This window comes from Curtobacterium sp. PhB130 (genome assembly GCF_003755165.1).
In the GTDB taxonomy this organism is placed as follows: domain Bacteria; phylum Actinomycetota; class Actinomycetes; order Actinomycetales; family Microbacteriaceae; genus Curtobacterium.
This window is the reverse complement of record NZ_RKII01000008.1, coordinates 267,987-285,520: the sequence shown is the minus strand read 5'-3', so window position 1 is coordinate 285,520 and position 17,534 is coordinate 267,987. Positions and strand designations below refer to the sequence as shown.

Genomic DNA, 17,534 nt, shown 5'->3' with positions numbered 1-17,534 from the left:
ACGAAAGGCGACCCCATGACGGACACGACGCTCGTCGCGGAACCCGCACCGAGCCTCCAGACCGACATCCCGACCACCGACGGACTGGCGCTGCGCGGTCTGCGGAAGACACTCGGCGGCCGCGACGTGGTCGCCGGGATCGACCTCGACGTCGCGAAGGGCGAGCTGGTCTCGCTCCTCGGGCCGTCCGGCTGCGGCAAGACGACCACGCTCCGCATGGTGGCCGGCTTCCTCGCCGTGGACGGCGGCACGGTCGCCATGGGCGGCCGCGACGTCACCCCGCTCGGGCCGGAACGCCGTCCGAGCGCGATGGTGTTCCAGAACTACGCGCTGTGGCCGCACATGACGGTGACCCAGAACGTGGCCTTCCCGCTCCGGACCCGTCGTGTGCCGAAGGCGCAGATCGCGGACCGGGTGCGAGCGGCGCTCGACCTCGTCGGGCTGACGCACCACGCGACCTCGAAGCCGACGGCGATCTCCGGCGGCGAGCAGCAGCGCGTCGCGCTCGCTCGTGCGATCGTCCAGGAGCCGGACGTGCTGCTCCTCGACGAGCCGCTGTCGAACCTCGACGCGAAGCTCCGGGTGAGCGTGCGCGACGAGATCCGGCGCATCCAGCAGCGCCTCGGCATCACGACCGTGATCGTCACCCACGACCAGGACGAGGCGCTCAGTGTCTCGGACCGGATCGCGGTGATGCACGACGGACGGATCGAGCAGGTCGCGGCGCCGGCGGACCTCTACGCGGCTCCGGCGACGCGCTTCGTCGCGTCGTTCATCGGCTCGACCAGCACGGTCTCCGGCGCGTTCCTCGCCGCGGTCACGACGCCGTCCGCCGCGGGCGACGAGGTCCTGGTCCGCCCGGAAGCAGTGACGTTGGTCGCGGACGGCCCCGTCACCGCGACGGTGTCCCGGGTGCTCATGCGCGGCCACTTCGCCGAGGTCGTCCTCACGGCCGGCGAGGCGGAGCTCCGCTCCTTCGTCACCGGCCCGCCACCGGTGGTCGGCAGCACCACCGGTGTCCGGATCGGTGCCGTCCTCGTCTACCGCTCCGGCGTCCTGGTCGGGGGCACGCGATGAGCGCGGAGGTCGTGCAGGCGGTCGCCGTCACCCCGGACGGGAGGCCCGGTGTGCGTCCGCCACGGCTCGTCGCGCACCGCGGTGCGCCGCGGGTCCGCCGGGAGAACACGCTGCCCGCCGTCGCGGTCGCCGAGGCGCTCGGCGCCGACGCGATCGAGGTCGACGTCCGGCGCACCGCCGACGGGGTCGCGGTGCTCCTGCACGACGAGACCCTCGGCCGGATGTGGGGCGACGCGCGGCGCATCGCGGACGTGTCCTGGTGCGACGTGGCGCGGCTCGGGAACGGCCTCGACCGGATCCCGCGGCTCGACGCCGTGCTGGAGCGCCTCGACGGATGCCGGTCGACGCTCCTCGTCGACCTGACCTCGGCGGCGGACGCGCTGGTGGCGGCGAACACCGTCGCTGCGTTCGCCGGCGCCGTGTCGGTGGCGTGGTGCGGTGCGCCCGAGGCGATGATCGCGGTCCGGTCGGTGCTGCCGGACGCCGACGTGTGGCTGGCGTGGGAGTCGCTCGACCCGCCGACGCCGGCGGACATGGTCGGGCTCGCGCCGGCGACGCTGAACCTCGACGTGGCGTTCCTCACCCCGGCCACCGTGCGGGCGGCGCACGAGCTCGGTCTGCAGGTGTCCGTGTGGACCGTCGACGACGTCGAGCCGGCGATCTGGGCGGCGCGGCTCGGTGTCGACTCGATCACGACGAACGACGTCGGCCCGGTGCGGGCCGCGCTCGAGGCGGCCGAGCGAGACGGGTGGCCGGACGCCGTCCGCGAGCCGACCGAGGCCGAGGTGGCGTCGCGCGCGCAGGCGCTCGCCCACCGGATCGCGCACGAGGTGATCGCGTTCACACGGGAGCACCCCGTCGGCTCCGTGACCACGAAGGCGCACGTCGCGGACCTGGTCACCGACGTCGACCGGCTCGTCGAACAGCACGTCCGCGGCCGGGTCCGCGCGGTGTTCCCGACGCACGGCTTCACCGGGGAGGAGTACGGCGCGGCGCCCGGGGACAAGCACCGGTGGTACCTCGACCCCGTCGACGGCACGACGAACCTGGCGAACGGCATCCCGTGGACCAGCATGTCGCTCTGCCTCACGCGGAGCGGGCACCCGGTCGTCGGCGTCGTCGCGGACCCGTGGCGCGGCGAGGTGCTCGAAGCACGGCGTGGACGCGGTGCCACGATCCGGGACCGGCAGCTCCGGCTCGACGACACCCCGCGGCCGCTCGCCGGCGCCGTCGTCGGGACCGAACTCGACGGGCACCTGCCGTGGCCGGGCTTCGGGACGTTCCTCGATGCGCTCGCCGCCCGCTCCTGCACGCTCCGGGTGCTCGGCTCCGGGACGCTCACGATCGCGCAGGTCGCGGCGGGCCGGGGGATCGGCGGGTGCGTGTCGGCGTTCGACCCGGTCGACCACGGGGCCGCGGTGCTCCTCGTGCACGAGGCCGGCGGCGTCGTGATGACGGCGGACGGCCCGGTCGACGGGTTCCCGCCGGTCGGGGTGCCGTTCCTGGTGGCGCACCCCGGGGCGGCCGACGAGCTGCACGCCGTGTGGGTGGACGCGCTGCGCGGGTGACCCGGGCGCCGCGGCGGCGGGTGACCGGCCGCGGGTGACCGGGCGCTGCGGCGGCGGGTGACCGGCCGCTGCGGCGGCGGGGCGGTCAGGCCTGGGCGATCCGCACCATGTTGCCGGCGGGGTCGCGGACCGCGGCGTCGCGGACACCCCAGAACTGCTCGGTGGGTTCCTGCAGCACCTCGGCGTCGGCGCTCGCCGTGATCCGGTCGAAGACCGCGTCGAGGTCCGTGACGCGGAGCTGCAGCATCGACAGCGCCCCCTTCGCCAGGAGCGCGGCGATCGCGTCGCCGTCCGCCTGGGACCGGCCGGCGTGCGGTTCGGAGAGCACCAGCTCGAGGTCCGGGTGCGTGTCGCTCACGAGGGTCACCCAGCGGAACCCGCCGTTCTCGACCTCGTTGCGGACGGAGAAGCCGATCGCGTCGCGGTAGAAGGCGACGGCGGCGTCGATGTCGTCGGCGAGCACGTGCACGCCGCTGATCTGGATCGTCATGCGAGCGACACTAGGTCCCGGCGGGGGCGGCGCGCTTCTCCAGAACTGCTCGGACCGGCCGGGTGACGACCATCGCGTGGCAGCTCCACACCCCGGCGAGGTCGGAGTGGTCGGCGGCGCGGTACTCGGTCGGCGTCATGCCGACGAGCTCCGCGAACCGGGACGAGAACGACCCGAGACTCGTACAGCCCACGGCCACGCAGACGTCGGTGACGCTCATGTCCCCGGCGCGGAGGAGTGCCTGGGCGCGTTCGATCCGTCGGGTCATCAGGTACGCGTAGGGGGTCTCGCCGTACGCGTCGCGGAAGCGGCGGCTGAAGTGCGCGGTCGACATGAACGCCCCGGCGGCGAGCGCGGGGACGTCGAGCGGTTCGGCGTACTCGCGGTCCATCCGGCTGCGGGCACGGCGCAGGCGACGGAGCTCCTCGACGTCGGCGGTCATGGTGGCATCCTCCTCCTCGTGGCGTGGCCCTCGTGTTCTGGGGCGAACTCTGTGCGGGCACTCAGTCACCCGTCGATCGGCGACCCTACTGTGGCAGCCACGGACATCGTGCCCGCACCCGAAGGAGCATCACCATGGGATTCCTCGACCGTCTGCTCGGCCGTGAAGACCGATCGCAGCAGCAGCAGCAGCAGCAGCAGGGCTGGAACGCGCAGCAGCCGCAGGGCTACCGGTACGGGCAGCAGTCGTACGACGCCGCGCCGGCCGGGGGTGGTGCCGGGGCTCGCCCCGAGGACCAGCAGGCCGTGGACCGGTACCGCTACCTGCTCCGGACGGCCCCGCCCGAGCGCATCGAGGAAGTGCACGCCGAGGCCTTCGAGCGACTCACCCCCGAGCAGCGCCGGATGGTCTACGACGAGTTCACCCGCACCGCGCCGCCCGGTGACGCGCCCCGTGGTGACGACGCCCGCTCGCTCGCGCAGTCGGCGACCCGTTCGGAGATCCGCCAGCCCGGGTTCATGGAACGGTCGCTCGGCGGGATGAACGGCGGGACGAACGGTGGCATGGGCGGCGGCTTCGGGCAGCGTCAGGGGCCGTCGTTCGGCAGCATGATCGGCGCCTCGATCCTCGGCACCGTGGCCGGCTACGTCATCGGGTCGACCCTGATGAGCGCCTTCCTGCCCGATCCGTCCTCCTTCGACGGTGGTACGGACGCATCGGGGGATGCGAGTGACGGTGGTTCGGGGGACACTGGGGCCGAGAACGCGTCGTGGGACGACAGCGGCTCCGGCTCTGACTTCGGTGGCGGTGGCGGTGGTGGTTTCGACGACTTCGGTGGTGACTTCGGCGGCGGCTTCGACGTCTGATCCCGCGGTCTGCTCCGAACCGGAATACTGATACATTCCATGTTCGACAAGGGAGCGGCATGGCCATCATCGAAGCCTCAGGGCTGACCAAGACCTACCGATCGAAGTCGGGACCCGTCCACGCGCTCGCCGGACTCGACCTCTCGGTGCCGCAGGGCACCGTGAAGGCGCTGCTCGGACCGAACGGGGCCGGCAAGACCACGACGGTCAAGGTGCTCACGACGCTCATCAAGCCGGACAGCGGTTCGGCGTCCATCGCGGGGATCGACGTCGTCGCGGACCCGCAGGCCACCCGGCGCTCGATCGGTGTCTCGGGGCAGTACGCCGCGGTCGACGAGAACCTCACCGGGTTCGAGAACCTCGAGATGATCGGCCGGCTCTACCACCTCGGTGGCAAGGCCTCCCGGCAGCGGGCCCGCGAACTCATCGACGTGTTCGACCTGTCCGAGGCCGGCGACCGTCCCGTGAAGGGCTTCTCCGGCGGCATGCGGCGACGGATCGACCTCGCGGGCGCGCTCGTGATGAACCCGAGCGTGCTCTTCCTCGACGAACCGACGACCGGACTCGACCCGCGGAGCCGCTTGGCGCTGTGGGGCATCATCGAGGACCTCGTCGCCGAGGGAGCAACCGTGCTGCTGACCACGCAGTACCTCGAGGAAGCCGACCGGCTGGCCGACGACATCGCGGTGATCGACGACGGGACGGTGATCGCCGAGGGCACCTCCGACCACCTCAAGGCCCAGGTCGGCGGGCACCGGGTCGTGGTCACGCTCGTCGACGACAGCGACGGCGACGCCACCACGACGGTCCTCCGCCGCTACGGCGTCGGCGAGGTGGAGATCTCCGGCGACGGCCGCACCCGTGCCATCGCGGTCGACGCCGGTCCGTCGGCGCTGCAGCGCGTGCTCGCCGACCTCGGCGACGCGGGCATCGACCTCCACGACGCCGGGATGCGCCGGCCGACCCTCGACGACGTGTTCCTCCGGCTCACCGGGCACGCCGCGACGGAAGACGACGGCGACGCCGCCCCCGCGAAGCAGTCGAAGCAGAAGGAGGCGGCACGATGACCGCCACGATCACCGCGCCGGGCCGACAGCTGCCCGTCGTCGTCACCTCACCGGTCGCCGTCTGGTTCGAGGACGGCTGGACCGTCACGAAGCGGAACCTGATCAAGCTCAAGCGGTCGCCGGACATGCTCGTGTTCGCGGTCCTGCAGCCGATCATGTTCGTCCTGCTCTTCAGCCAGGTGTACGGCGGCGCGATCTCGGTCGAGGGCACCGACTACACGCAGTTCCTGATGGCGGGGATCTTCGCCCAGACGGTCGTCTTCGGCGCCACGTTCTCCGGCTCCGCGATGGCGCAGGACCTCAAGGAAGGGCTCATCGACCGGTTCCGCACCCTGCCGATGTCCTCGTCCGCGGTGCTCGTCGGCCGGACCAACAGCGACCTCGTGCTCAACACGATCTCGATGGTCATCATGATGCTCACCGGCGTGGCGGTCGGGTGGCGCGTGAACTCGTCGCCGCTGGAGTTCCTCGCCGGCGTCGCACTGCTGCTGCTCTTCAGCTACGCCTTCAGCTGGGTGATGGCGCTGCTCGGCATGAGCGTGAAGACACCGGAGGTGATCAACAACGCGTCGTTCATGATCCTGTTCCCGCTGACGTTCATCTCGAACGCGTTCGTGCCGAGCGACACGCTGCCGCTGGTGCTCCGCGTGTTCGCCGAGTGGAACCCGGTGTCCTCCCTGGTGCAGGCGGCTCGACAGCTGTTCGGCAACGTCGGATCGGCCCCCGTGCCGGACATCTGGACGATGCAGCACCCGATCACGACGGTGCTCATCGGCATCGCGGTGATGCTCGTCGTCTTCGTGCCGTGGTCGGTGAACAAGTACACGCGGATCAGCTCGAAGTAGTGCTCAGAGCAGCTTCCGCTGGAGTGCCCACGCCGTCAGCTCGTGGCGGTTGGACAGCTGGAGCTTCCGCAGGACCTTCGAGACGTGCGTCTCGACGGTCTTCACGGAGATGAACAGGTCTCCGGCGACCTCCTTGTACGCGTAGCCGCGGGCGATCAGCCGCATCACCTCCTGTTCCCGCGCCGACAACCGGTCGAGCTCGGAGTCGACCTGCGCGGTCTCCCCGCTCACCGCGCCGAACGCGTCGAGGACGAACCCGGCGAGCCGCGGCGAGAACACGGCGTCCCCCTCGGCGATCCGGCGGACCGCCTCGGCGACGTCGGTGCTCGAGGAGCTCTTCGTGATGTAGCCGCGGGCTCCGGCTCGGATCACCCGCACGACGTCCTCGGCCGCGTCGGAGACGCTCAGGGCGAGGAACCGGGTGTCCGGGTGCCCCGGCGCGGACCGCGTGATCACCTCGGCGCCGCCACCGCCCGCTCCGCCGGGCAGGTGGACGTCGAGGAGGACGACGCGCGGCGCGGTCGTGGCGACGAGGTCGACCGCCTCGTCGACCGTCGCGGCCTCACCGACGACCTGGAGGCTCGGTGGCAGTCCGGCGCGCACGCCGGCTCGGAAGATGGAGTGGTCGTCGACGATCGCGACGGTCAGCGGGCTGGCGTGCTCGGTCACGGGGTCTCCTTCGTCGCACGGTCCTCGGCGGGGTGGGCGCGCACATCGCCGTGGGGGAGTGGCAGCGTGAGCCGGACCTCGGCCCCGGTGCGTCCAGGACCCGGCCCGATGGTCGCCGTCCCGCCCAGCCGGCGCATCCGACCGATGATCGACTCACGGACGCCGTACCGGCCCTCCGGGATCGCCGTCGCGTCGAACCCCGGTCCGCGGTCGCCGACACTGACCTCGACGCGGTCGGCCGCGGTCTCGGCGTACACGCTCACGGTGCCGCCCGCGTGCCGAGCGGCGTTCAGCACGGCTTCGCGCGCGGCGGCGACGAGCCCGTCCGGCAGGTCGGAGCGGGCGGGCCCGATCGCGATCACCTCGACGCGCACCGGGTACTCGGTCTCGATCTCGGCGCCGACCGCGCGGAGCTGCGCGCCGAGGTCGCTCGTCGGCTCTTCCTGGTCCGTGAACAGCCAGGAGCGCAGCTCGCGTTCCTGGGCCCTGGCGAGTCGAGCGGCGTCGGAGCCCGGCTCGGCCCGCTGCTGGATGAGCGCCAGCGTCTGGAGCACCGAGTCGTGCAGGTGCGCGGCCATCTCGGCGCGTTCGACCTCGCGAACGCGGCCCGCGCGTTCCTCCGCGAGGTCCCTGACCAGTCGGACCACCCACGGTGCGACCACCACGGCGACACCGAGCAGGACGGCGGTGGCGGCGGTCAGCACCGTCCACACGTTCGGGTGCGTGCTCGAGGTGAAGAAGAGCAGGATGCCGAGCACGACGAGCACGAGCGCGCCGAGGGCCCGGACGACGACCGCGGAGGACCCCGCCGAGCGGACGTCCCGGAGGGCGTCGAGCTGCCGCCAGGCGAGCGCGGCACCGGTCGCGACGACGATCCCGGGCACGACGAACTCCAGCGGCACGTCCACACCGAGCCGGGCAGCGACCATCGCCCCGCCGGCGGCGAGGAGGGCGGCGCCGAGCAGGATCTCCACCACCGGTGCCCGTCGTCGGTGCGCATCAGCGGCCGTCGCCGGCTCGGTCAGCATCGCCGTGCGGGCCGTCGGTGTCGCCGGTCCCTGCGTCGGGGTCGTCGCCCAGAGCCACGCGTAGAGCAGGACCCCCGCGCCGCCGCACACCGCGAGCACGGCCGTGGCCAGGCGCACCGTGCCGACCGGGATCCCGGTGTGCGCGGCGAACCCGGCGCAGACGCCACCGACGACCCGGAGGGCCGGTCGGGACATGCTGGCGGTCGGCATGGGGCAATCCTGGCACCACGGGCACCGGGACCGTCGTCCTCGGGGCAGGGATCAGGGGACGATCAGGGCGAACCCCGATGGCGTCGACGTCCCGGTGGCACGAGGCTGGTGCCCATGACACAGCAGGAGACCGGCGGCCCCGCGTCGGCGACACGTTTCTTCGACTGGATCCGGGGCGTCCACGTCGTCCGCTCGGACGACCGCTGGCTCGCCGGCGTCTGCGGCGCCGTCGCCCAGCGCACCGGGCTCGACCCGCTCGTCGTGCGTGGCGTCGCGATCGTCGTCGCGCTGCTCGGCGGACCGGTGTTCCTCGCCTACGCCGCGGGCTGGGCGCTCCTGCCCGACACCGAGGGACGGATCCACGCCGAGCGACTGGTCCGCGGGGTGTTCGACCCCGCCGTCGTCGCGATCGGCGTCCTCGTGGTGCTGACCTTCGTGCCGGCCGTGCAGGGCATCTGGTGGCAGGGCGTCCCGGTGGCGTGGGGCATGCCCGACTGGCTCTCGGCGACCCTCGGCACCGCGTGGACGATCGTCCTGGTCGGTGGCGCGGTGTGGCTCGTCGTGGTGCTCGCCCGTCGTGGCCCACGGCCACCGGACGGACAGGACACCGCCGGAGCCGCCACGCGACGCGACATCTGGACCAGCGCCGACGAGCCGTCCACGGCGGACGCGAGCGATGCCTCCTGGCGGTGGACCGCGCCCGCCACCGAGGCGGACCGGAGCCGTCAGCACCAGGAACGGGTGCGGGCCGAGCGGGCGCGAGCGGCGGAGCGGCGCACGGAGCGTGCGGAGCGCCAGCCGGGCGCACCGTTCGTCGCCGTGAGCATCGGCATCGCCCTGGTGGCCGGTGCCGGGGTCGCGGTCTGGGCCCAGCAGACGGACCTGCCGATCGCCGTGCTCGGCATCGCCGCCGCGGTCGCCGTGCTCGCCGTCGCGACGATCGTCGCCGGCGTCCGCGGACGGGAGAGCGGCGGGCTCGGGTTCTTCTCCACCGTCGGCGTCGTGGCGCTGGTCGTCACCGGGATCCTGCCCGGAGGCACGCAGGTCACGGTGATCGGTGGGACGACCTGGCGGGTCGACGACGTCGGGCAGGGCGTCGAGCGGAACTACGCGATGCTCGTCGGTGGTCCGACGCTCGACCTGCGCGGGCTGGACGAGGCCGACGGGGGCGGGCGGGTCACCCTGTGGCTCGGAGCCGGGGGAGCCGAGGTCCTGCTGCCGGCCGACGCCCCGGTGCGGGTGCACGTGAGCGGCGTCGGCTACGGCGTCGACACCGACACCGACACCGACACGGACGGGGACGGGGACGACGACCTGGGCGGCGTCCTCGGGACCACGACCGTCGAGAACCGGGCGGCGCGGACGGCGGCGGCCGCCGACGTCACGACCGTGCAGGTGTGGATCGTCGGCGGGGGCGTCGACGTGCCCCGCGCCGTCCGAGTGGACCAGTGAGGAACGAGCACATGACGAACGAGCACATGACGAACGAGCACTTGACGAACGACGACCCGACCACGTCCACCCCGGTCCCGGCACCGCGACCCCGACCCTCGGCACGCTTCGGGACGATCTTCTGGGGCGTCCTGCTCCTCGTCTTCGCCGCGGCGATGGCGGTCACGGCGCTCCCGTGGTTCTCGGTGGACCCGACGACGCTCGCGCTGGGCGCCTGCATCGCCGCGGGGGTGCTGCTCGTGGTCGCCGGCATCGCATCGGTGATCGCCAGGCCGAAGCGCTGATCGACCGGCCGCGCCGGTCGACCGAGCGCTGATCGTCCAGCCGGCACGCGGATCGATGCGCCACGGCCTACCATCGTGACCGTGACCGCGACAGACGCCGAGCGAGCCGCGGAACGCGACGCGACTGGCCCCGCCCCGGACCGCGGCACTCGCATGCGCCGCTGGATGCTCCACGGCTCCGAACAGGGTGCGTCCCACCAGGGGCCGCACCAGGTCGAGGTGGAGAAGACCCACTCGTGGTGGCGGGTCATGTGCCTCACCGGCGTCGACTACTTCTCCACGCTCGGGTACCAGCCCGCCATCGCGGCGCTCGCCGCGGGACTCCTGTCACCGATCGCGACCATCGTGCTCGTGCTCGTCACGCTGTTCGGTGCGCTGCCGGTCTACCGCCGCGTCGCCCAGGACAGCTTCCGCGGTGCCGGATCGATCATGATGCTCGAGAAGCTGCTGCCGTGGTGGGCGGGCAAGCTGTTCGTGCTGGTGCTGCTCGGGTTCGCCGTGACGGACTTCATGATCACGATGACCCTCTCCGCCGCGGACGCCACGGCGCACATCGCCGAGAACCCGTTCACGCCGCACTGGTTCACCGAGATCCCGGTGCCGCTGACCCTGGCGCTGCTGCTCCTGCTCGGCGTCGTGTTCCTCCGCGGTTTCAAGGAGGCGATCGGCATCGCCGTCGGACTGGTCGCCGTCTACCTGGTGCTCAACGCGGTCGTCGTGGTCGTCGCGCTCTGGCACGTGTTCGAGCGACCGACCGTGGCGAGCGACTGGTGGAGCGGCCTGACGGCCGAGCACAGCAACCCCCTCGTGATGATCGGGATCGCGCTCGTCGTGTTCCCGAAGCTCGCGCTCGGCCTGTCCGGGTTCGAGACCGGTGTCGCGGTGATGCCGCAGGTGCGGGGCGACGCCGACGACGCCACCGGCCCCCGACCGGAGGGCCGCATCCGCGGGACCAAACGGCTGCTCACCGTCGCGGCGGTGATCATGAGCACGTTCCTCATCACCTCCTCGATCGTCACGACCTTCCTCATCCCCCAGCACGAGTTCCAGCCGGGCGGCGGTGCGAACGGTCGTGCGCTGGCGTACCTGGCGCACGAGTACCTCGGGGGCGTGTTCGGGTCGGTGTACGACTTCTCGACGGTCGCGATCCTGTGGTTCGCGGGCGCGAGTGCGATGGCCGGGCTGCTGAACCTGGTGCCCCGGTTCCTGCCGCGCTACGGCATGGCGCCGCAGTGGGCCAGGGCGACCCGGCCCCTCGTCATCATCTTCACGCTCATCGCCTTCCTCATCACGATCATCTTCCAGGCGAACGTCGACGCGCAGGGCGGCGCGTACGCCACGGGGGTGCTCGTCCTCATCACGAGCGCCGCGGTCGCGGTGACCCTCTCCGCCCGACGCCGGCAGCAGCGGAAGCGGATGGTCGCGTACGCCGTGATCGCGCTGGTGTTCATCTACACGACCATCGCGAACGTCTTCGAGCGGCCCGACGGCGTGCGGATCGCCACGGTGTTCATCGTCGCGATCGTCGTCGTGTCCCTGGTGTCCCGGGTCCGGCGGTCGTTCGAACTCCGCGCGTCCTCCATCGAGCTGGACGCCACCGCCCGGCAGTTCGTCGAGGCCGACGCCGACCAGTTCAGCGCCGTGTGCATCATCGCGAACGAGCCGGGCGCCGGGACCGCCGAGGCGTACCGGTCGAAGGGGCGCGAGGAACGTCGCGACTCCGGCATCCCCGCCCGGGTCCCGACGATGTTCCTCGAGGTGCTGCCCGCCGACTCGTCGGACTTCGAGGAGGACCTCGTCGTCGAGGGGCACGTCATCCACGGGTTCCGCGTGCTCAAGGTGCGCTCCGGGAACGTCCCGAACACGATCGCCTCGACCCTCCTCGCGATCCGGGACATCGCCGGGGTCGTCCCGAGCATCTACTTCGAGTGGAACGAGGGCTCCCCGATCCGGAACGCGATCCGCTTCGTGTTCACGGGCGTCGGGGACGTCGCACCGGTGACCCGCGAGGTCCTGCGCGAAGCGGAACCCGAGGTGACGCGGCGACCGAGCGTCCACGTGTCGTGACCGGCGCGGTCGAGGCGAGCCGAGCCTCCCGTCCGCTCGCCGGCGTGACCGCGATCGCGGTCGCCGCCGTCGTCTGGGGGACCACCGGGACCGCGACCCACTTCGCGCCGGGCGTGCCGGCGTCCGTGTTCGGCGCCGTGACGTTCGGGCTCGGCGGCCTCGTGCTCGCCGCCGCGGCCGGGCGTGGCACGATCCGCGCCCTCACCGCGAGCGGCACCAGGGGCTGGGCATGGCTCGGGGCGGCCTCACTCGCCGTGTACGCGGTGACGTTCTACGCGGCGCTGGCCGACGCGGGGGTGGCGCTCGGCACGACGGTCGCGATCGGGTCGTCGCCGGTGTTCGCGGGACTCGTCGAGTGGGCGGCGGAGCACCGGCGGCCGACGCTGCGCTGGGGTGTGGCGACGCTCGTGAGCGTGGTCGGGATGGTCGTCGTGACGCTCGCGCGGCCCGGGGGCAACGGCGCCTCGGGGGCGCTGCCGGTCGGGCTGGCGTGCGCGCTCGTGGCCGGCCTCACGTACGCGCTGTACTCGTGGGCGATCGCACGGGGGATGGGCGCGGCGTCGGGTGCCGTCGGGACGCTTCCCGGTGGGCCGGGCGTCGAGATCGCGGAGCGGGCGCGGCCGAGCGAGCAGGGCCTCGTCGGCGCGGTGTTCGGGCTCGCCGCGGTCCCGCTCGTGGTGCTCGCGGTGGTGGTCGGGCACGACGCGCTCGTGGTCGCCGGGAACTGGCCGGTGTTCCTGTACCTCGCGCTCGTGCCGACGGTCCTCGGGCACTCGCTGTACGCGCTCGGGCTCCGGACGGTCAGCGCTTCGGGCGCGACGCTGCTGTCGTTGCTCGAGCCCGTCGTGGCCGCGGTGCTCGCCGTGCTCGTGGTCGGCGAGCACCTCGGTGCCGTGGGCTGGGCGGGCATCGTGCTCGTCGTGCTCGGGCTCGCGCTGCTGGCGCTGCCCGCGCGGCGCGCGCGGCGCTGACGCGCGCACGCTGCAGACGGACCCGCGCGCGCTACCCCTCGAGGATCGCGTCGCGCACCTTGCGGCGCAGCACCTTGCCGATCATCGAGCGGGGGAGGTCCTCCACGACGACGACCCGGCGCGGCACCTTGTACGCCGCCAGGTGCTCCCGGGCGTAGGCCCGCAGCGCGTCGGCGTCGAACGAGGCCGGGTCACGCGGCACCACCGCGGCGACGACCTGCTCGTTGCCCGCCTGGGTGATGCCGACGACCGCGACCTCCCGGACGCTCGGGTGCTTGACCAGGGCGTCCTCGACCTCGGACGGCGAGACGTTGAAGCCGCCCGTGATGATGAGCTCCTTGAGCCGGTCCACGATCCGCACGTACCCGTCCGCGTCGATCGCGACGATGTCCCCGGTGCGGAACCAGCCGTCCGGGGTGAAGACCTCGTCGGTGGCCTCGGCCTTGCCCCAGTACCCGCTGAACACCTGCGGCCCGCGCACCTGCAGCTCGCCGGACTCGTCGACGCCGAGGACCCGGGTGGCGTCGTCCGGGTCGGCGACGCGGGCCTCGGTCGAGGGGAACGGCAGCCCGATCGTCCCGAGCCGCCGGGCGTCGGACACCGGGTTCGCCATGATGACCGGGGAGCACTCGGAGAGCCCGTAGCCCTCGACGAGGTACCCGCCGGTGCGCGCCTCCCACGGCTCGACGATGTCCTGCGACAGCGGCATCGCGCCGGAGATCCCGATCTCGATCCCCTGCAGGGAGACCTTCTTCGAGTCGGCGGCGTGCTGGAGCCGGGCGTAGATCGGCGGCACGGCCGGCAGGAACGTCGGCGGGTGCTGCTTCATGGCGGTGAGCACGAGGTCCGGGTCGAACGCCGGGAACAGCACCAGCCGGGAGGCCATGCTCATCGCGAAGGTCAGGCAGAGCGTCAGCCCGTACGCGTGGAACATCGGCAGGATCGCGTAGACGACGCTGCCGTCGCCGGGCTGGATCTGCGGCACCCAGGCCCGGGCCTGCGCGGCGTTCGCGATGAGGTTCCGGTGCGTGAGCACGGCGCCCTTCGGGGTGCCCATCGTGCCGGAGGTGTACTGGATGAGCGCGGTGTCCGTCGTCGCCGGACGCGGGTGCTTCCGGGGCAGCCGCCGCGACGCGACGAGGTCGTCCCACTTCGTGGTGCCACGGACCTTCGTCGTGAGCTTCGCGCGGGACTCCCGGGCCTTCGCAACGGGCAGGGTCAGCGCGAGCCGGGTGCTCCGCGGCATCGCCTTCGTCAGGTCGACCGACACGATCGCGTCGAGCCGGACGTCGGACGGGAACTCCTGCAGCGTGGCGACGGACTTGTCCCACGCGATGACGACCCGGGCGCCGTGGTCCTCGAACTGGTGGCGGAGCTCCCGCGGCGTGTACAGCGGGTTGTGCTCGACGACGATCGCGCCGAGCCGCAGGACCGCGTAGAACGCCACGACGTGCTGCGGGCAGTTCGGCAGCACCAGGGCCACGCGGTCACCGGCCGTGACGCCGAGCTTCCGGAGCCCGTTCGCCGCGCGGACGATCTGGTCCTCGAGTTCGGCGTACGTCGTCGTGCGCTTGAAGAACTCGAGGGCGACCTTCTTCGGGAACCGCTTCGCCGACTGCTCCACCAGGTCGACGAGCGAACCGGTCGGCTCCTCGATGTCGTGGGGGACGCCGGGGGCGTAGGCGGCAAGCCAGGGACGGGGCGTGTCGATGCTCACCCGTCCAACCTAGCTGGCGTGCCCGGGGCAATGTCAGGAGCACGACGGACGATGGGCGCATGTCCTTCGTCACCGACGCCTTCCGCTCCCGGCTCAACACCACGTTCACCGGCGGCGCGACCGAGCGTCCCGCGTGGGTGGACGAACTCGAACAGGGCGACGACGCGGGCTTCTTCGGCCCCGGCTCCGCGACCTGGGCGGTGCACGGCGGCAAGCAGACGATCGTCGCGGGCGTCCGGGCGCTCCTCGTCCAGGCGCTGCACCCGGGTGCGCTCGCCGGCGTCGCCGACCACTCCCGCTACCGCGAGGACCCCTTCGGCCGCCTCGCCGGCACGATCCGCTGGATCTACACCGTCTCCCACGGCGACACCGCGACGGCCCGTGGCGCGAGCGAGTGGGTCCTGCGCCTGCACGAGAAGGTCCGGGGGCAGTACGTCGACGGCCACGGTGTCACGCGTGACTACACCGCGAACGACCCCGACCTGGCCCGCTGGGTGCACCTCGCCTTCACCGACGCCTTCCTCCGAGCCGCCGAGCAGTGGGGCGACCCCATCCCGGGCGGCGCCGACGCCTACGTCCGGGAATGGGCCATCGCCGGACGGCTCATGCGTGTCGAGGACCCGCCGGAGTCCGAGGCGGAGCTCCGCGGCCAGATGAACGGGTACCTCGACCGCGGGGAGCTCGCCGTGACGCCGCGCACCCGGGACGTCGTCCGCTTCATCAGGAACCCGCCGCTCGCGCGCATGCTCCGGCCGGGCTACCAGGCGCTGTTCCAGGGCGCCGCGTCGACGCTCGACCCGCGGCACCGGTCGATGCTCGGGCTGCGAGCGCCCTCGCTCGGCCCCCTCGAGTTCCCGGTCGGGCGGACGACGGGCCTCGTCCTCGACGGCATCGGCGCGGTGCTCGGCAACCAGACCGGCAGCGAGCGCGCAGCGCTCGTGCGCATCGCGCGGCTGGAGCGCTCGGCCGCGTCACCAGCGGACCCGGTGGGGTAGGACCCGGCTCACGACCGGACGGGAGGCCCGGTGCCAGCTGGCACCGGGCCTCCCGTCCGTCACGTGGTGACGTCAGAAACCGGACGGCACCCGGGGCGTGTACGCGGACTCGAGCCGCGTCACCTCGTCCTCGGTGAGGTCGATCGACGCGGCTGCGACGGCGTCGTCGATGTGGTGCTCCTTCGTCGCGCCGACGATCGGCGCGGACACGGCGCTCTTGCCGGCCACCCACGCGAGGGCGATCTGGGCCATGCTCACGCCGCGGTCCGTGGCGATCTGCTCGACCGTGCCGACGATCGCGCGGTTGGCGTCCTCGTCCTGGCGGTAAAGGGTCTTGCCGAACTGGTCGGTGTCGGCACGGGAACCCGAGCCCTGCGCGTCCCACGGGCGGGTGACCTTGCCGCGGGCGAGGGGGCTCCACGGGATCACCCCGACACCGGTGTGCTCGCAGAACGGGTGCATCTCGCGCTCTTCCTCGCGCTCGAGCAGGTTGTACTGGTCCTGCATGGACACGAACTTCGTCCACCCGTGCAGCTCGGCGGTGTGCTGCATCTCGGCGAACTGCCACGCCCACATGCTGCTCGCGCCGATGTAGCGCGCCTTGCCCGACTTGACGACGTCGTGGAGCGCTTCCATCGTCTCCTCGACCGGGGTGTTCGGGTCGAAGCGGTGGATCTGGTAGACGTCGACGTAGTCGGTGCCGAGGCGGGTCAGGGACGCGTCGATCTCGTGCATGATCGCGACGCGGGAGAGCCCGGCACCGTTTCGGCCGGGACGCATCCGGTTGAAGACCTTCGTGAGGACCTGGACGTCCTCGCGCGGGCCGAGCTCGCGGAGCAGCGTGCCGGTGATCTCCTCGCTGGAGCCGTCGGAGTAGACGTTGGCGGTGTCGAAGGTCGTGATGCCGGCGTCGAAGGCCCGACGGACGAACGGGCGGGCCTCGTCGATGCCGACGCTCCACTCGTGGGAGCCCTTCGTCGGGTCGCCGTAGGACATCATCCCGAGGACGACGTTGCTGATCTCGAGGCCGGTGCCACTGAGGCGGGTCGTGCTGATGCTCATGCAGCCACTCTGGCATCGCGGCCTGTGACGGCGAGCAGGCGGACCTGCAGCGGTGCGTCCTCGCCGACCTCGACGGGGGCCGCGTAGAGGCCGGTGGCCGCGAGGGACTCGATCTGCGGTTCGAAGTGCCTCCAGACGGCTTCGACGAGTTCGTCGGGCAGCGCGTCGTCGCTCCCGGTGGCACGGGCGAGGTCCCACGTGTGGATCGTGATGTCGCTCGTCTGCTCCGCGAGGTACTCGCCCGCGGTCACGACGTCCGTCGCGAGGTGCACCGGGGTGTCCTTCGGGGCGCGCTGCCAGGCCTCGGTGGCGGCGCCGGCGAAGCGCTGCCACTCCGTCACGAGGTCGTCGCCGATCGGTTCCAGGTCGGCCTCGGCCTGGGCGTAGTCGCACCCGGTGAGGAGGAGCGGGATCCAGCGCTGCTCGTCGACCACGTGGGCGACGAGGTCCCTGGTGGTCCACTCGGAGTCGGGCGTCGGCGCGTCCCATTCGGTGACGGCGGCGACGCGGCGGCCGAACTCGGCTGCGGCGAGGGCCTGCAACGCGATCCAGTCGGTGGCCATGGTGGTGCTCCTTGTTCGAGGGGGCGTGCGTGTGTGCTGCGTGCGTGCTGCGCGTGCTGGGTGCTCGTGCGTGCGTGCGTGCGGGCGTGCGGGCGTGCGTGCGTGCTGCGTGCGTGCGTGCGTGCTGGTGCTGTGTGCTGCGTGCGTGCTGGTGCTGTGCG

Annotated in this window: 17 protein-coding genes; 10 read left to right on the top strand and 7 right to left on the bottom strand. The window is 72.5% G+C overall.

Going from position 1 to position 17,534, the window contains the following annotated elements:
• Positions 1-15 precede the first annotated feature (15 nt).
• Positions 16-1,077 carry an ABC transporter ATP-binding protein gene (locus tag EDF24_RS11375; protein WP_260233424.1) on the top strand — a complete coding sequence of 354 codons (1,062 nt, stop codon included), beginning with the start codon at positions 16-18 and terminating at the stop codon, positions 1,075-1,077.
• On the top strand, positions 1,074-2,645 hold the full coding sequence (locus EDF24_RS11370) for an inositol monophosphatase family protein (protein ID WP_123702963.1): 1,572 nt from the start codon (positions 1,074-1,076) through the stop codon (positions 2,643-2,645). Before EDF24_RS11375 ends, EDF24_RS11370 begins: the two co-directional genes overlap by 4 nt.
• Before the next feature lie 85 nt (positions 2,646-2,730).
• Here EDF24_RS11370 and EDF24_RS11365 read toward each other — a convergent pair whose 3' ends face one another.
• Both EDF24_RS11365 and EDF24_RS11360 read right to left on the bottom strand, forming a co-directional pair.
• Positions 2,731-3,135 (bottom strand): VOC family protein, encoded by a 405-nt coding sequence (locus tag EDF24_RS11365; RefSeq protein ID WP_123702961.1) that lies wholly within the window; start codon positions 3,133-3,135, stop codon positions 2,731-2,733.
• A 10-nt stretch (positions 3,136-3,145) separates the two neighbouring features.
• Complete coding sequence (locus tag EDF24_RS11360; protein ID WP_123702959.1) at positions 3,146-3,577, bottom strand: helix-turn-helix transcriptional regulator; 432 nt, start codon at positions 3,575-3,577, stop codon at positions 3,146-3,148.
• Between the two features lie 134 nt (positions 3,578-3,711).
• Here EDF24_RS11360 and EDF24_RS11355 point away from each other — a divergent pair, with 134 nt between their 5' ends.
• Genes EDF24_RS11355 through EDF24_RS11345 form a run of 3 tightly spaced genes read left to right on the top strand, consistent with a single transcriptional unit; the run spans position 3,712 to position 6,355 of the window.
• Positions 3,712-4,443: a hypothetical protein gene (locus EDF24_RS11355; protein WP_123702957.1), complete on the top strand. Its 732-nt coding sequence runs from the start codon at positions 3,712-3,714 to the stop codon at positions 4,441-4,443.
• 59 nt (positions 4,444-4,502) lie between these two features.
• Entirely contained in the window at positions 4,503-5,510 is a 1,008-nt protein-coding gene (locus tag EDF24_RS11350) for an ATP-binding cassette domain-containing protein (protein WP_123654040.1), read from the top strand.
• The gene (locus EDF24_RS11345) at positions 5,507-6,355 is read left to right on the top strand and encodes an ABC transporter permease (RefSeq protein WP_123654039.1); all 849 of its coding nucleotides are present in this window, start codon (positions 5,507-5,509) and stop codon (positions 6,353-6,355) included. Before EDF24_RS11350 ends, EDF24_RS11345 begins: the two co-directional genes overlap by 4 nt.
• A gap of 3 nt (positions 6,356-6,358) precedes the next feature.
• On the opposite strand, the gene EDF24_RS11340 is transcribed toward EDF24_RS11345, so the two are convergent.
• Complete coding sequence (locus EDF24_RS11340; RefSeq protein ID WP_123654038.1) at positions 6,359-7,024, bottom strand: response regulator transcription factor; 666 nt, start codon at positions 7,022-7,024, stop codon at positions 6,359-6,361.
• On the bottom strand, positions 7,021-8,262 hold the full coding sequence (locus EDF24_RS11335; protein ID WP_123702955.1) for an ATP-binding protein: 1,242 nt from the start codon (positions 8,260-8,262) through the stop codon (positions 7,021-7,023). The genes EDF24_RS11340 and EDF24_RS11335 overlap by 4 nt, the downstream gene beginning before the upstream one ends.
• A gap of 114 nt (positions 8,263-8,376) precedes the next feature.
• Between EDF24_RS11335 and EDF24_RS11330 the strand changes: the two genes are divergently transcribed.
• From EDF24_RS11330 to EDF24_RS11315, 4 genes are all read left to right on the top strand, one after another.
• Positions 8,377-9,714, top strand: a complete 1,338-nt coding sequence (locus EDF24_RS11330; protein WP_123702953.1) for a PspC domain-containing protein — start codon at positions 8,377-8,379, stop codon at positions 9,712-9,714.
• Between the two features lie 11 nt (positions 9,715-9,725).
• Complete coding sequence (locus EDF24_RS11325; RefSeq protein ID WP_123702951.1) at positions 9,726-9,998, top strand: hypothetical protein; 273 nt, start codon at positions 9,726-9,728, stop codon at positions 9,996-9,998.
• 165 nt (positions 9,999-10,163) lie between these two features.
• Positions 10,164-12,065 carry an amino acid transporter gene (locus tag EDF24_RS11320; protein WP_395868108.1) on the top strand — a complete coding sequence of 634 codons (1,902 nt, stop codon included), beginning with the start codon at positions 10,164-10,166 and terminating at the stop codon, positions 12,063-12,065.
• Positions 12,062-13,036, top strand: coding sequence for an EamA family transporter (locus tag EDF24_RS11315; RefSeq protein WP_123702949.1), 975 nt, complete (start codon positions 12,062-12,064; stop codon positions 13,034-13,036). Before EDF24_RS11320 ends, EDF24_RS11315 begins: the two co-directional genes overlap by 4 nt.
• Positions 13,037-13,067: 31 nt before the next feature.
• Here the strand turns inward: EDF24_RS11315 and EDF24_RS11310 are convergent, their stop codons facing one another.
• Positions 13,068-14,753, bottom strand: a complete 1,686-nt coding sequence (locus EDF24_RS11310; RefSeq protein ID WP_123702947.1) for a long-chain-fatty-acid--CoA ligase — start codon at positions 14,751-14,753, stop codon at positions 13,068-13,070.
• Positions 14,754-14,812: 59 nt separating this feature from the next.
• Between EDF24_RS11310 and EDF24_RS11305 the strand changes: the two genes are divergently transcribed.
• Complete coding sequence (locus EDF24_RS11305) at positions 14,813-15,748, top strand: oxygenase MpaB family protein (protein WP_123702944.1); 936 nt, start codon at positions 14,813-14,815, stop codon at positions 15,746-15,748.
• A 72-nt stretch (positions 15,749-15,820) separates the two neighbouring features.
• On the opposite strand, the gene EDF24_RS11300 is transcribed toward EDF24_RS11305, so the two are convergent.
• Positions 15,821-16,804 carry an aldo/keto reductase gene (locus EDF24_RS11300; RefSeq protein WP_123703477.1) on the bottom strand — a complete coding sequence of 328 codons (984 nt, stop codon included), beginning with the start codon at positions 16,802-16,804 and terminating at the stop codon, positions 15,821-15,823.
• Between the two features lie 2 nt (positions 16,805-16,806).
• Positions 16,807-17,373, bottom strand: coding sequence for a TIGR03086 family metal-binding protein (locus tag EDF24_RS11295; RefSeq protein WP_123702942.1), 567 nt, complete (start codon positions 17,371-17,373; stop codon positions 16,807-16,809).
• Between the last annotated feature and the right edge of the window lie 161 nt (positions 17,374-17,534).